The 13,807-nt window shown below is 75.0% G+C and carries 8 protein-coding genes and 3 tRNA genes; 1 reads left to right on the forward strand and 10 read right to left on the reverse strand.

The features are described from left to right. Nucleotides 1-68: 68 nt before the first annotated feature. The 8 genes from ACZ5GH_RS12045 to ACZ5GH_RS12080 form a co-directional block, all read right to left on the reverse strand. Complete coding sequence (locus ACZ5GH_RS12045) at nt 69-2,714, reverse strand: ComEC/Rec2 family competence protein (RefSeq protein ID WP_464334241.1); 2,646 nt, start codon at nt 2,712-2,714, stop codon at nt 69-71. 130 nt (nt 2,715-2,844) lie between these two features. Then, complete coding sequence (locus ACZ5GH_RS12050) at nt 2,845-3,906, reverse strand: ComEA family DNA-binding protein (RefSeq protein ID WP_464334242.1); 1,062 nt, start codon at nt 3,904-3,906, stop codon at nt 2,845-2,847. 166 nt (nt 3,907-4,072) lie between these two features. Further along, complete coding sequence (locus ACZ5GH_RS12055) at nt 4,073-4,918, reverse strand: DegV family protein (RefSeq protein ID WP_464334243.1); 846 nt, start codon at nt 4,916-4,918, stop codon at nt 4,073-4,075. Nucleotides 4,919-5,001: 83 nt separating this feature from the next. Further along, nucleotides 5,002-5,772, reverse strand: a complete 771-nt coding sequence (locus ACZ5GH_RS12060) for a hypothetical protein (protein ID WP_464334244.1) — start codon at nt 5,770-5,772, stop codon at nt 5,002-5,004. Nucleotides 5,773-6,144: 372 nt separating this feature from the next. Beyond that, nucleotides 6,145-9,033 carry a leucine--tRNA ligase gene (gene leuS / locus ACZ5GH_RS12065; protein ID WP_387748256.1) on the reverse strand — a complete coding sequence of 963 codons (2,889 nt, stop codon included), beginning with the start codon at nt 9,031-9,033 and terminating at the stop codon, nt 6,145-6,147. Nucleotides 9,034-9,346: 313 nt separating this feature from the next. Next, nucleotides 9,347-10,642, reverse strand: coding sequence for a hypothetical protein (locus ACZ5GH_RS12070; RefSeq protein WP_387748254.1), 1,296 nt, complete (start codon nt 10,640-10,642; stop codon nt 9,347-9,349). Nucleotides 10,643-10,740: 98 nt separating this feature from the next. Continuing rightward, nucleotides 10,741-10,813 (reverse strand) — tRNA-Ala (locus ACZ5GH_RS12075). Between the two features lie 292 nt (nt 10,814-11,105). Continuing rightward, on the reverse strand, nt 11,106-12,545 hold the full coding sequence (locus ACZ5GH_RS12080) for an MFS transporter (RefSeq protein WP_464334245.1): 1,440 nt from the start codon (nt 12,543-12,545) through the stop codon (nt 11,106-11,108). Between the two features lie 102 nt (nt 12,546-12,647). Here ACZ5GH_RS12080 and ACZ5GH_RS12085 point away from each other — a divergent pair, with 102 nt between their 5' ends. Beyond that, nucleotides 12,648-13,547, forward strand: a complete 900-nt coding sequence (locus tag ACZ5GH_RS12085; protein ID WP_464334246.1) for a helix-turn-helix transcriptional regulator — start codon at nt 12,648-12,650, stop codon at nt 13,545-13,547. Between the two features lie 61 nt (nt 13,548-13,608). Here the strand turns inward: ACZ5GH_RS12085 and ACZ5GH_RS12090 are convergent. Further along, nucleotides 13,609-13,681, reverse strand: a tRNA-Ala gene (locus ACZ5GH_RS12090). Between the two features lie 43 nt (nt 13,682-13,724). After that, nucleotides 13,725-13,797, reverse strand: a tRNA-Ala gene (locus tag ACZ5GH_RS12095). Between the last annotated feature and the right edge of the window lie 10 nt (nt 13,798-13,807).

Raw genomic sequence — 13,807 nt, forward strand, 5'->3', positions numbered from 1 at the left:
CTCCTCCCACAACCCCCTTCACCCTTCCCATGCCCCACCTGGTTAATGGGAGGAGGCGAGCGCGGGGGTTACGCGGGCGGGGCTCGCGGGGCGGAGGACGTCCGCTCGGGGTGGGCGTGGGCTACGGAGGCGTGGGCGCCGGACCCTCCGGGCCCGCCGTGGCTACGGGGGCGGTGGGCACTGTGCGCGGGCTGGGGGTGGACGGCCACGCCCAGGGTGGCCGGGGAATCACCCGTCACCGCGATGTCTCCCTCCCGGTCGGTGCGCAGCACGGTGGCGCCGAGCGCGCGCAGGTGGTCGACCGTCCTCGGGGACGGGTGGCCGTACGCGTTGCCCTCTCCGCAGGAGATCAGGGCCAGTCGGGGCCGCAGGACGCCGGCCAGGTCCCAGTCCTGGTGGGCCGATCCGTGGTGCGCCACCTTCACGACGTCCGCCCTCCCGACCCGGCCCAACAGGGCCGACTGGGCCTGCGGTTCGAGATCTCCGAGCAGCGCCATCCGTAGTCCTCCTGTCAGTGACACCATCAATGCGACGCTTGCGTTGTTCGGCCCCGGCGCCTCGGCAGTCGCGCCGGGGACGGGCCACACCACGTCCCAGGCCAACTCCGCGCCGGCCGAGCGCCGTTCGCCCCGACCGGCTCTCAGCAGCGGGAGGCCGGCACCTGCCGCCCAGCCCGCCACCCGGGCCGCCTCGCCGGGTGGGTCGTCCAGCGTGGTGCCTTCGACCGCGCCGACCCTGCGGCCCCGCAGCACCCCCGGCACGCCCTCGACGTGGTCGGCGTGGAAGTGCGTCAGCAGCAGTAAGGGGACCGCCGTGATGCCGAGGTCGCGCAGGCACCTGTCCGCGGCGTTCGGATCCGGGCCGGTGTCGATCACCACCGCACTGCCCGGCGTCCCCGTCGCGAGGGCCAGCATGTCGCCCTGCCCGACGTCGCACATCACCAGCCGCCACCCCGGCGGCGGCCAGCCGGTGGCGATCCGGGTGAGCTGCGGCGGGCGCAGCAGCACGGCCAGCAGGACCGCCGTCAGCGCCCCGGCCGCCAGGGCTCGCACCCAGCGCCGGCGAGCGGGCGCCGGGCTCCCCGGCGCCGGCCGTCGGGGCAGCAGGAGTGGTGCCGCCCAGCAGGCTCCCAGGACGGCCAGCGCGACTGTCACCGTCCCGAACCACCCTCCCGACCAAGTCAGTTGGCTGCCCGGCAGTTCGGCGCCGCGGCGCGCCACCAGGGCGAGCCAGCCGACCGGCACCCCGGCCGGTTCCGCGAGCAGACGGGCCAGGACCGGGAGGAGCGGCTGCAGGACGAGAACTCCGAATCCGAGCAGCGTCGCCGGGGCCACCGCCACCTCGGCCAGCAGGTTGCAGGGGATGCCGACCAGGCTGATGTGCCCGGACAGCACCACCGTCACCGGCGCGCACAGCGCCTGAGCGGCCGCCGTCGCCGCGAGCGCGCCCGCCAGGTGGCGGGGCCAGCGGCGGGCCCGCAGGGCCTCGGCCCAGTGCGGTCCGAGGATCAGCAGCCCGGCGGTGGCGAGCACCGAGAGCAGGAAGCCGAACGAGCGCGCCAGGAACGGGTCCAGCAGGACCAGGACCAGGACCGCCCCGGCGAGCGCGGGCACCGCCCGGCGGGGACGGCCGGTGGCCAGGGCCAGCATGCCGATCAGCCCTGTCCCGGCCGCCCGCAGCACGCTGGGTTCGGGCCGGCAGACGGTGACGAAGGCCAGCGTCAGCGCCGTGCCGAACAGGGCGCCGGTGCGCAGCGACAGCCCCAGCACCGCGGCCAGCCCGCGCCGCTCCGGAGTGCCGGCCTGCCCGGGCGCGCCCAGCAGCGCGCCGAGGACGATCGCCAGGTTGGCCCCGCTGACCGCCACCAGGTGGACCAGGTCGGTGGCCCGGAAGGCGTCTTCGAGGTCGTCGGGCAGCCGCGAGGTGTCGCCGACGACCAGCCCCGGGAGCAGCCCGCGCGAGTCCGCCGGCAGTCCGTCGGTGGCCGAGCGCAGGCCTTCGCGCAACCGGCCGGCGATCCGCTGCGGCAGGCTCGGCGGCGCCAGCTGCCGGAGCGGCCCGTGGACGACCAGCAGCGCGGCGGACTCGGTGTCGTGGCCCTCCCCCGCCGGCTGCACCTCGGCCTCCACCGCCAGCCGCTGGGACGGGAGCAGTCGTTGCCAGGGCCCGCCCTCCGCACCGCGGACCATGACGGTCACCGGCGTGCGCGTGCGGGTGGTCGGCCCGGCCGGGACCAGGGTGACGCGGTCGGCCACCGCGTCGACGGTGAGGAGCGTCTGCCCGCCCGTGGGGCCGCCCCGGGAGGTGTGGGTCTTCGGGTCCCCCGCGACGGTCAGCTCCACCTCCACCACCGGGGACGGCGCCCGCGGCTCGGCGGCCACGGACGCACGGGCGAGTTCCGGCAGCGGCCCCCGGTGGAGGTCGGCGGTGTGCAGCGGGGTGGCGATCGCGGCCGCCGCGCCGGTGAGCAGGACTGCGGCCAGCGTCGCCGTGGGCCCGCGCCGGCGCAGCACCCCCGGCCTGGTGAGCAGCAGGACGCCCGTGAGCACGGCAAGGCCCGCCGCGGCGAGGACGAGGGCCTCGTACCCCGGCTCCAGGCGCAGCAGCGCCGCCGTGACCGCCCACGCCGAGACGGCCGGCAGCAACAGCCGGAAGTCGGCTCCCGGAGAGCGGGGTGCAGCGGCCGGACCCACCGGCGCGGCGGCGACGGACATGGTGGCACCTCCCTTCGGTGGCCGGGGAAACGGACGGAGAGACGGACGGGGAAACGGACGGGGAGACGGACGGGAAGCGGGCAGGGAACGCAGGAGAGGGGACCGGGCAGAGCCGACGGGCGTCGCGGCGTCAGAGCGTGAGCAGCGGACGGAGTTCCGCGTACGTGCGGGCGCCGATGCCGCTGACCTGCCGGAGCTGGTCGAGGGTGCGGAAGGAGCCGTGCGAGGCGCGGTAGGCGAGGATGCGCTGGGCGAGGGTGGGGCCGACGCCGGGGAGGGTGTCGAGCTGTTCGAGCGTGGCGCGGTTGAGGCTGACGGGCGGTCGGGGCGCGGCGGGGCCCGGAGGTCCGCTCCCGCTCCCGCTTCCGCTTCCGACGCCCTGGGCGGGCACGGGCGTCTGTTCGCCGACCAGGATCTGCTCGCCGTCCACCAGGACGCGGGCCAGGTTGAGGTTCCTGGTGTCCGTATCCGGCAGTGGACCGCCTGCCGCCCGTAGGGCGTCGGCGACCCGGGAGCCGGCGGGCAGGGTGTGCAGGCCGGGGACGTGGACCCGCCCTCCGATGTCCACCACGACGCCCGCCACGGCACCGCCGGCGGCCTCGGCAGCGGTGCCGGGCCCGGCTCTGGAGTCGACGGCAGCGGCGTCGGCGGGGACGGACGGTTCGGCCCCCGACGGTGCCGCGACCGCCGCCAGCGCGGGCACGGCGACCGTCTGCGGCCGGGCCAGCCAGAAGTGCTGCACGGCGTAGCCGACCGCGAACAGCAGCAGGATGGCCAGCCCGGCCACCGCACGCCGGTCGAGCGCCAGCGCCGAGGCGTACGAGGGAAACGGGGAGAACGGGGAGAACCGCGGGCGCGCCCCCGCCTCCGCCGGGTCCGCCGCAACATCCGCATCCGACGGCACCGGCACGCCAACCGCCGACGGCGACGGCGACGGCGACGGCGACGGCGACAGCGACAGCGATGGCTGCAGCGACGGAGGCCCGGTGGCAGCCACCGCCCGCTCCCCCGCCGCCGGCGGGGCCGCCCCCGGTGAACCGCCACCCGCACCACCGGCCGAACCACCGGCCGAACCACCGCCCGAGCCGCCCTCCGGCTCGTCCCCCGCCGCCGGCAGCAGCGCGGCCATCCGCAGCCGTACCGTCTCGTTGATCGCATGGCGCTTCGCCGCGCCCAGGCCCAAGGTCGTCATGCCGAGGACGGTAGGAGTCCTCCGGCGAGCGCGCGGAGAATAACCAAACCCTGTGGATAACCCAGGGGTTGTGGATAAAAAGTGTCACTCACGGGAGTGATCAGGACCGTCCGAAATTGACCACTCGCCGATCAGCCTGACCGACCGGCACCACCGACCGACCGCCTCAGCGCGGCGCGACCACCACCGCGAGCAGCCCCGGACCGACGTGCGCGCCGATCACCGCCCCCACCTCGCCCACGTACAGCTCCCGCAGCCCCGGCACCCGGGCCCGCAGCCGTTCCGCGAGCGGTTCGGCCCGGTCCTCGGCGGCCAGGTGGTGCACGGTGATGTCGACCTCCTGCTCCCCCGACCGCTCGACCGCGATCTCCTCCAGCCGCGCGATCGCCCGCGACGCCGTCCGCACCTTCTCCAGCGGCTCGATCCGCCCGCCGTCCAGGTGCAGCAGCGGCTTGACCGCCAGGGCCGAGCCGAGCAGTGCCCGCGCCGCCCCGATCCGGCCGCCCCGGCGCAGGTGCTCCAGGGTGTCGACGTAGAAGAAACCGCTGCTCCGGGCCGCCCGTCGGCCGGCCGCCCCGGCCGCCTCGGCCAGGCCCTGCCCGGCCGCGATCGCCTCGGCCGCCGCCACCACCCCGTACCCGAGGGCCATTCCGACCAGTCGGCTGTCCACCACCCGCACGGGTACGGGCGCCTCGGCGGCGGCCAGCCGGGCGGCCTCGACGGTGCCGGACAGCTCGCCCGAGATGTGCACGGAGACGATGCCCTTCGCCCCGGCCTCGGCGGCCGCCCGGTAGGTGGCGGCGAAGGTCTCCGGGTTCGGCCGGGAGGTGGTCACCCGCTGTTTGCCGCGCAGCGCCTCGGCGACGTCCTTCGGGGAGATCTCGACGCCCTCGCTCAGCACCGAGTCACCGACCGCGACGCTCAGCGGGACCACCGTGATCCCGTGCCGGTCGAGGGTCTCCTGCGGCAGATAGGCCGTGGAATCGGTGACGAGGGCGAGGTCGGAGGGCATGAGCCGGAGGTTACTCCCCGCCGGTCCGGGAGGACAGCGCCCGGTCCGGGCACCGGCCGGGGGCGCCGCGACGCACCGCCGGCTCAGCCCGCGGACGGCCCGGCCGAGGGCTTGCGCAGTCGCTGCGCCAGCTTGGCCAGCGGATCGGCGAGCCCGAGCAGCTCCTCAGCACTCGGGCGCCCCTTCCCGTCGGTCAGCCCGGCCCGCGCCGCACCCGCGGAACCGCCGGAACCCGAGCCCGACGCCCCGGCCGCAGACGAAGCCGACGGAGCCGACGCCCCCGACGACGCCCCGCCCCCCGCGACATCCCAGTGCCGCAGGGCCCCCGCCTCGCTCTCGCACTCCTGGCTCAGCCGGCTCAGTTCGTCGTCCGCGAACCGGTGCATCCGGTCCTGCGCCGCCCAGCGCATGGTCTCCGCCGAGTGCGTGATCCGCTCAGCCCGCTCGCGCAGCTCCGGCAGCTTGGCGGCGATCCGCGCCGTGTCCGGCTCGCGCTCCAGCGTCCGCAGCTCGCCGTCGAGCTCGGCGGCGTGCGCGTCGAGCCGGTTGAGCAGGGCGAGCGCCTCGCCGAGCTGGCCGTCCTGGGCGAGGCCGCTCTCCAGCACCTGCCGGGTGCCGTCGAGCGAGGTCCGCAGGCCCAGCCGGACGGAGGCGATCTGGGCGGGCGGGCCGACCTTGGTGTACGTCTTCGCCTTGAGCGTGGCGTTCTCCACGGCGCGCCGGGCGTTGGCCTCGTGCTTCTCGATCTTCGCGCCGACGGCCTTGGCGGCCTTGACCGTGCCGACCACGGCCAGCACCATCACCGCGACCCCGAAGAGCAGGACCAGGCCGATCATCACGCCGAACACGTCCATCGCGCGCCACCTTCCGCCGTCGTTCCGGCCCTCACCGGGCCCAACGCGGGCCGCATCGCCGAGGTTTCCACGGTAGCCGCCGGGACCCGCCCGGGGGCAGCCCGAGAGGCCCCGGCGGACGGAGATCAGGGTCAGATCCGGGATCTCCCCGAGGGCCCCCGACGACCACGAAACCGCCGGGCGAGCGCCCCGAAACCGCCGGGCGAGCACCCCGAAACCGCCGAGCGCCCGCCCCGCAAACGCCGGTCGGAGGCCCCCCGCAAACGCCGGGCGGGCGCCCCGAAGGACGCCCGCCCGAAAACTGCCGAAGCAACAGCGGCAACAGCGACCACGGCAACATCGGCTACAGCCGCCGCAGCCTCACGACGGCACTCAGCCGGTGACGATGTTCACCAGCTTCGGCGCCCGCGCGATCACCTTCCGCACCTCGGCCCCGCCGATCGCCGCGACGACGGCCGGCTCCGCCAGCGCCAGCGCCTCCAGCTCGGCGTCCGAGATGCCCGGCGCGACCTCCAGCCGCGCCTTGACCTTGCCCTTGATCTGGACCACGCAGGTCACCGTCTCGTCCACCACGTACGCCGGGTCGGCGACCGGGTAGTCGGCGTGCGCCAGCGACTCGCCGTGGCCCAGGCGGCGCCACAGCTCCTCGGCGACGTGCGGGGCCAGCGGAGCGACCATCAGCACCAGCTGCTCGGCCACCGTCCGCGGCGTGGAGCCGCGCTTGACCAGGTAGTTGTTCAGCTCGATGGCCTTGGCGACGGCCGTGTTGAAGCGCAGCCCGGCCATGTCGCCGCGGATGCCGTCGATCGCCTTGTGCAGGGCGCGCAGCGTCGCGTCGTCCGGCTCCTCCTCGGTGACGACCAGCTCGCCGGTGGTCTCCGAGACGATGTTGCGCCACAGGCGCTGCAGGAAGCGGTACGAGCCGACGACGGCGCGGGTGTCCCACGGACGGGAGACGTCCAGCGGGCCCATCGACATCTCGTACAGGCGCAGCGTGTCGGCGCCGTACTCGTCGGCGATGTCGTCCGGCGCGACGGCGTTCTTCAGGGACTTGCCCATCTTCCCGGCCTCGCGCTTGACCGGCTCGCCCTGCCAGGAGTACTGGCCGTCGCGCTCCTCGACCTCGGCGGCGGGCACCGGGAAGCCGCGCTCGTCGCGGTAGACGTCGGCGGTGATCATGCCCTGGTTGAACAGCTTGTGGAACGGCTCGACGGACGAGACGTGGCCCAGGTCGTGCAGCACCTTGTGCCAGAAGCGCGCGTACAGCAGGTGCAGCACGGCGTGCTCGGCGCCGCCGACGTACAGGTCGGCGCCACCGGCCGGCTTGGTCTCCGTCGGGCCCAGCCAGTACTTCTCGTTGGCCGGGTCGACGACCTTCGCGGTGTTCGACGGGTCGACGTAGCGCAGCTCGTACCAGCAGGAACCGGCCCAGTTGGGCATGGTGTTGGTCTCGCGGCGGTACTTCCTGACGCCGTCGCCCAGGTCCAGCTCGACGTTGACCCAGGCCTCGTTGCGCGACAGCGGGGTCTCCGGCGAGGAGGCGGCGTCGTACGCGTCGTAGGTGCGCGGCGAGTAGTCGTCGACCTCGGGGACCTCGACGGGCAGCATCGACTCGGGCAGCGCGTGCATGACGCCGTCCTCGTCGTAGACGATCGGGAAGGGCTCGCCCCAGTACCGCTGGCGGCTGAACAGCCAGTCGCGCAGACGGTAGTTGACGGTGCCCTCGCCGATGCCGCGCTCGGCCAGCCAGGCGGTGGCGGCGGCCTTGGCGTCGACGACGCTCAGGCCGTCCAGCGACAGGTCGCCCTCGGCGCGGGCGGAGTCGACGATGACGGAGTCGTAGGTGTCGAACGCGTCGTCCCACTCGGCCGGGTCGGTGCCGCGGCCGTCGGTCGGCTCGACGACGCAGCGCATCGGCAGCGCGAAGGCGCGGGCGAAGGCGAAGTCGCGGTGGTCGTGGGCGGGGACGGCCATGATGGCGCCGGTGCCGTAGCCCATCAGCACGTAGTCGGCGATGAACACCGGGACGGACGCGCCGCTGACCGGGTTGACGGCGTAGGCGCCGGTGAAGACACCGGTCTTGACCTTGGCCTCGACCTGCCGCTCGACGTCCGACTTGGCGGCGGCCGCGGCGCGGTAGGCGGCGACGGCCTCGGCGGGGGTGGCGGCGCCGCCGGTCCACTCGGCGGGCACGTCCGCGGGCCAGGCGGCGGGGACGATCGAGTCGACCAGGCCGTGCTCGGGGGCCAGCACCATGTAGGTGGCGCCGAACAGGGTGTCGGGCCGGGTGGTGAAGACGGTGATCTTCTGGTCGCCGGGAGCGGCGAAGTCGACCCGGGCGCCCTCGGAGCGCCCGATCCAGTTGCGCTGCTGCAGCTTGATGGCCTCGGGCCAGTCCAGCAGGTCCAGGTCCTCGATCAGCCGGTCCGAGTACGCGGTGATGCGCATCATCCACTGGCGCAGGTTGGACTTGAACACCGGGAAGTTGCCGCGCTCGGAGCGGCCGTCCGCGGTGACCTCCTCGTTGGCCAGTACGGTGCCCAGGCCCGGGCACCAGTTGACCGGCACCTCCTTGGCGTAGGCCAGGCGGTACTCGCCCAGCACCTCGTCGCGCTCGGCGACGGACAGCTCGGCCCAGGCGCGCCCGCCCGGCAGCTCACGCGCGCCGGACTCGAACTCGGCGACCAGCTCGGTGATCGGACGGGCCTTGCGGGCGTCCGCGTCGTACCAGGAGTTGAAGATCTGCAGGAAGATCCACTGGGTCCAGCGGTAGTAGTCCGGGTCGATCGTGGAGATCGAGCGGCGCGGGTCGTGGCCCAGGCCCAGCCGGCGCAGCTGCTGGCGCATGTTGGCGATGTTGGCCTCGGTGGAGACCCGCGGGTGGGTGCCGGTCTGCACCGCGTACTGCTCGGCGGGCAGGCCGAAGGCGTCGTAGCCCAGCGTGTGCAGCACGTTGTGGCCGGTCATCCGCTGGTAGCGGGCGAAGACGTCGGTGGCGATGTAGCCCAGCGGGTGGCCGACGTGCAGGCCCGCGCCCGAGGGGTACGGGAACATGTCCATGATGAAGCTGTGCGGCTTCGCGGCGACGTCGCCGGCCGCCGGGTCGGCCAGCGCACCGGTGGGGTTGGGGGCGTGGAAGGTGCCCTCCTTCTCCCAGATGTCCTGCCAGCGGGACTCGATCTCGGCCGCCAGCGCGGCGCTGTACCGGAACGGCTCGGTCACGGTCTCGGCCGCGCCGGACGCAGGGGTCGTCTCGCTCATGGTCCTTCAAGCTCCATCGATGTCAGTTGGCGAACCGGACGGGCGGCCGGCCCGGAGGACCCGGCCCGGTACGGGGTCGGGGGCGGAAAACAAAAAATCCCCTCGCAGGAGGGGACGCCACGCCGACTCCGGCACCGCCCGAGGGCTCAGCCGGTCCTGGTCAGCGCGGCCGGCTAAGGAGCAGGCGCACGGTTCGCATGGGCTCAGGGTACCGCAAGCGGGTCGACGCGCTCCCGGGTGCACCGCCCGGCCGACGACCCCGCACCCCCGCCCCCACCCCCACCGGCACCCGCACCCGCACCCGCACGCCGGGTCACCGCGCGGCCGCCCGCCCCGCCGCGTCGAACTCCCGCAGCGCCTTCGCCAGCCGCTCGGACTGCATCCCCGCCGCCAGCGAGCGCGCGAGCGCAGCGGTGCGGGCCGCCTCCCGCTGGTCGCCGAGCCTGCGGTGGGCCTCGGCGAGGCGCACCATCAGCAGCGCCTTGGAGCGGGCCCGCCCCGGCCCGAGCCCGGCCACGGCCTCGGCGAGCAGCACCTTGGCCAGCCGGTGCTGGCCGAGCGCCAGCCGCCCCTCCCCCACCATCCCGGCGAGGGCGGCCCGGGCCTCCTCGGCGCCGGGCAGGCCGTCCAGCTCGGCGAAGGCCCGGGCGGCGGCGGCCTCGGCCCGCTCGGCCTCGCCCCGGCGGCCGTACGCGCGGGCGAGCCGGCCGTACTGGCGGGCCCGGGCGGTGGGGCTGAGCGCGGCGCCGTGGGTGTCCAGGGCGGTGGCGAGCGCGGAGACGGCCTCCAGCCCGCGGCCGCCGGGGCCCTGGGTGGCGAGCACGACCAGCGCGCCGAGCACGGCGACCCCGAGCCGGGGGTCGCCGCCGACGTGGGCGGCGCGCAGCGCGGCGACGAAGGCGCGCTGGGCGGCCGCGTCGTGGCCGAGGTCGTACGCGGCCCAGCCGGCCAGCCGGGCGAGTCTGCTGGCCGTGCCGTACAGCTCGCGGCCGAGCCGTTCGTCGTACGCGCCGAGTTCCAGCAGCTTGGCCAGCATGGCGAGTTCGGCCCGGACGGGGCCGAGGACGAGGCCGCCGCCGCAGGCCCGTTCGAGCTTCTGCTTGCTGCGGTAGGACAGGCCGAGTTCGCCGACCAGCCCGGGTTCGACGCGCAGCGCGCCCTCGCCGCCGCCGACGGGCGGTGGCGGGGAGTCGAGGCGGGCGGCGGCCTGGTCGAGGTCGGCGCTGCGGAACAGGTCGGTGAGGCGGACCGGTCCGGCGTCGGTGGCGGCCTCGCGCAGCGCGGTCTGGGCGGTGTCGGCGGTCCACGGGTCGGTGAGCAGCCGGGGCGAGAGGATCTTGGCGCCGCGGTGGCCGCCCATCCGGCCCCAGAGCTGTTCGTAGGTGACGGCGATGCCGAGGGTGCGGCTGAGCACCTCGCAGACGGCCTGGTCGTGCGGGCTGCGCGGCACCATGCCGCGGTCGCGCCACTTGTACGGGGCGGTGGAGCTGATGGCGAGGCCCGGCGGCAGGGCGAGGCTCACCTCGCGGGCGAGCCGTTCCGGACTCCAGCCGAGCTGGTGGAGTATCCGGGCCAGTTCCTCGTTCCGCCTTCGCTCCAGATCGGCCATGGCACGACGGTAGCGGGATTCCGGGCCCGCCGACCGGTGGCGCGGGCAGAACGGCGAAGAGCCGCCTCCCGTTTCCGGGAGGCGGCTCTCGACTGCTGTGGAGCTATGGGGAATTGAACCCCAGACCTCTTGCATGCCATGCAAGCGCTCTACCAACTGAGCTATAGCCCCTTGACCTGCGATGTCACCGTGGTTCCCGGTTGTTTCCGGCCGTTTCCCTCGGCGACATCGACTACTTTACACGGTCCGGGGCGTGCTCCAGAAATCCGTTTCCCGAGGTCCGCACCACACGCCCCGGGAGCCCCCGCCGCCCCCGCCCCCGGAGCCCCGCCGACCCGCGCCCCGGGCGTACGCCTCACGCCCGGGGCGCGCAGCCACGCACACGCGCCTCGCAACACCCCCCAAGGCCGCCTCCCCGCACCACCTCCGCTACCGCACCACGTCCGCTACCGGACCCTCCCCGCTACCGCGCCGCCCGCCGGCCGCGCGCCGCGAAGCCCGCCGCGACCAGCACCGCCGCGGCGTCGACCAGCAGGGTGGTCCGCAGCGCCGCCCCCGACGCCGCGGCCGGCGCCGGCAGGTCGACCTGGCCCAGGAACACCGAGCCCAGCACCGCGACCCCGATCACCTGGCCGAGCTGGATGACCGTCACCATCACGCCGCTGGCGTCGGCCGCGTCCTCGGGCGCCACCCCCGCGAGCGCCCGGGCGAACAGCGGCGAGTACGCGCAGCCGGCGGCCAGGCCGAGCCCGGCCATCTCCACCAGCGGCCCGGCGCCGATCCCCGCCCCGCCGCCGAGCATCAGCCCGAGCAGCAGGTAGCCGCCGCCCAGCAGCGCCCCGGCGAGGGCCGGCAGGGCCCGGTGCAGCCGGCCGGGCAGCCGGTGCCAGTGCAGGCTGGACAGGCCGAAGCCGACGGCGACGGGCGCCGAGCAGAGCCCGGCCTCCAGCGCGGTGTGGCCGAGCCCGGACTGCTGGTGCAGGGCGAAGGCGAACATGAAGCCCGCGAAGGCCGCCATGATCGCGAACAGTCCGGCGGCCGCGGGCCGCAGCCCGGGGGCGCGCAGCACCCGCCCGGAGATCAGCGGCTGTCCGCCGCGCCGGGCGACCCGGCGCTCGACGGCCACGAACACGCCGAACAGCAGCACGCCGGCCGCGATCATCACCCAGCCCCAGAGGGGCCAGCCCAGCTCGTGGCCGAGGACGAGCGGGACCACCAGCAGGCCGAGGGCCGCGCCGAGCACCACCAGGCCGGGGACGTCGAAGCCCCGGGTGGCGTCGCCGGGCAGCCGGGGCAGCAGCCGGGCGCCGGCCGCCAGCAGCAGCACCCCGATCGGCACGTTGACCAGGAACACCGGCCGCCAGCCGCTGCCGAACAGGTCGGCGCTGACCAGGACGCCGCCGAGCACCTGGCCGAGCGCCATGCCGCCGGCCAGCACCGCCGAGTAGAGGCCGAGCGCCCGGGTGCGGGCGGCGCCGGTGAAGGTGCGCTGGAGCAGGCTCATCACCTGGGGCACCATCAGGGCCGAACCGGCCCCCTGGAGCAGCCGGAAGGCGATCAGCCAGCCGGTCGCCGGGGCGAGGCCGCAGGCCAGCGAGGCGGCGGTGAAGACGGCCAGGCCGAGCTGGAAGAGCCGGCTGTAGCCGTACCGGGCGCCGAGCCTGGCCCCGGTGATGAGCAGCACGGCGTAGGCGATGGTGTACCCGGCGATGACCAGTTGGAGGGCGGCGCCGGAGGCGCCCAGGTCGGTGCGGATGGTGGGGACCGCGACGTTGACGATGGAGAGGTCGAGCACGGCCATGAACTGCCCGCCCAGGACGAGCGCGAGGAGCAGCCCGGGCCGGATCGCCGGGGCCCCGGTGGTGCGTCCGGCCGCGTCGGGCCGGATCTGAAGGTCCGTCATGGCAGCCAGCCTCGGGCCGCGCCGGTACTGGTGGTTAGAGCCTGCCGATCCTGGTACTGGCAGCACCTGTATCGGTGGGCCGGGCTGCGGCACGATGGGGCCATGACCGTCCTGGAGGAACTGCCCACCGCGACCGGCGGGCGCGACCGCCGCCGCACCGAGCTGGCCCGCTTCCTGAAGGCCTGCCGGGCGCGGGTCACCCCCGAGGACGTCGGGCTGCCGCCGGGGCTGCGCCGCCGTACGCCGGGGCTGCGGCGCGAGGAGGTCGCGCAGCTCGCCGGGGTCGGGGTCACCTGGTACACCTGGCTCGAACAGGGGCGGCCGATCAACGCGAGCGAGCAGGTGCTGCTGGCGGTGGCCCGGGCGCTGCGCCTGGACGGCACCGAGCGCCGGCACCTGTTCCGGCTGGCCGGGGTGTCCGTCTCGGCGCGGGCGCTGCCGGCCGCGCCGGAGCTGTCGCCGTCGATCCAGGTGATCCTGGACTCGCTGGCCCCGCTGCCGGCGGCGGTCTCCAACACCCGGTTCGACGTGCTGGGCTTCAACGGCCCGTACCGCGCGATGTTCGGCACCGACCGGATGCGCCCGTCCCGCGGGGTGGTGTTCAACAGCCTCTGGTGCATGCTGACCGCCCCGCCGTGCTGCAATCCGTGCGAGAACCGGGAGGAGACCCTGCCGCGGATGGTGGCGGTGCTGCGCTCCGCGTACGGCAGGCACGTGGGCGAGCCGGCCTGGGAGGAGCACGTGCAGCGGATGTCGGCGGGCAGCGAGCTGTTCCGGGAGCTCTGGGAGCGCCAGGAGGTCGCGCCGCCGGAGACCTGGCTGCGGGTGTTCCGCCACCCCGAGGTCGGCGTGCTGCGGCTGAACGCGACCTATCTGACGATGCCGGGCGTCGCCGAGTGCTACATCGTGGTGTACGTGCCGGCCTCGCCGGAGGACCGGGCCCGGGTCGAGCTGCTCGACTCGCTGCCGCCCGGCGGCTGGTCCCACGTCTGCGAGGCCTGAGGCGCGCGGCCCGGAACGCCGGAAGGCCGCCACCCTGGGGTGACGGCCTTCCGAAACACTGTGGAGCTATGGGGAATTGAACCCCAGACCTCTTGCATGCCATGCAAGCGCTCTACCAACTGAGCTATAGCCCCGCGACACGGGCGACCCTGGCTGACCACGACCGCCGATGCGGAGTGGAGCTATGGGGAATTGAACCCCAGACCTCTTGCATGCCATGCAAGCGCTCTACCAACTGAGCTATAGCCCCGCACTCACCG

The sequence above is a fragment of the Kitasatospora sp. Xyl93 genome (assembly GCF_055383135.1).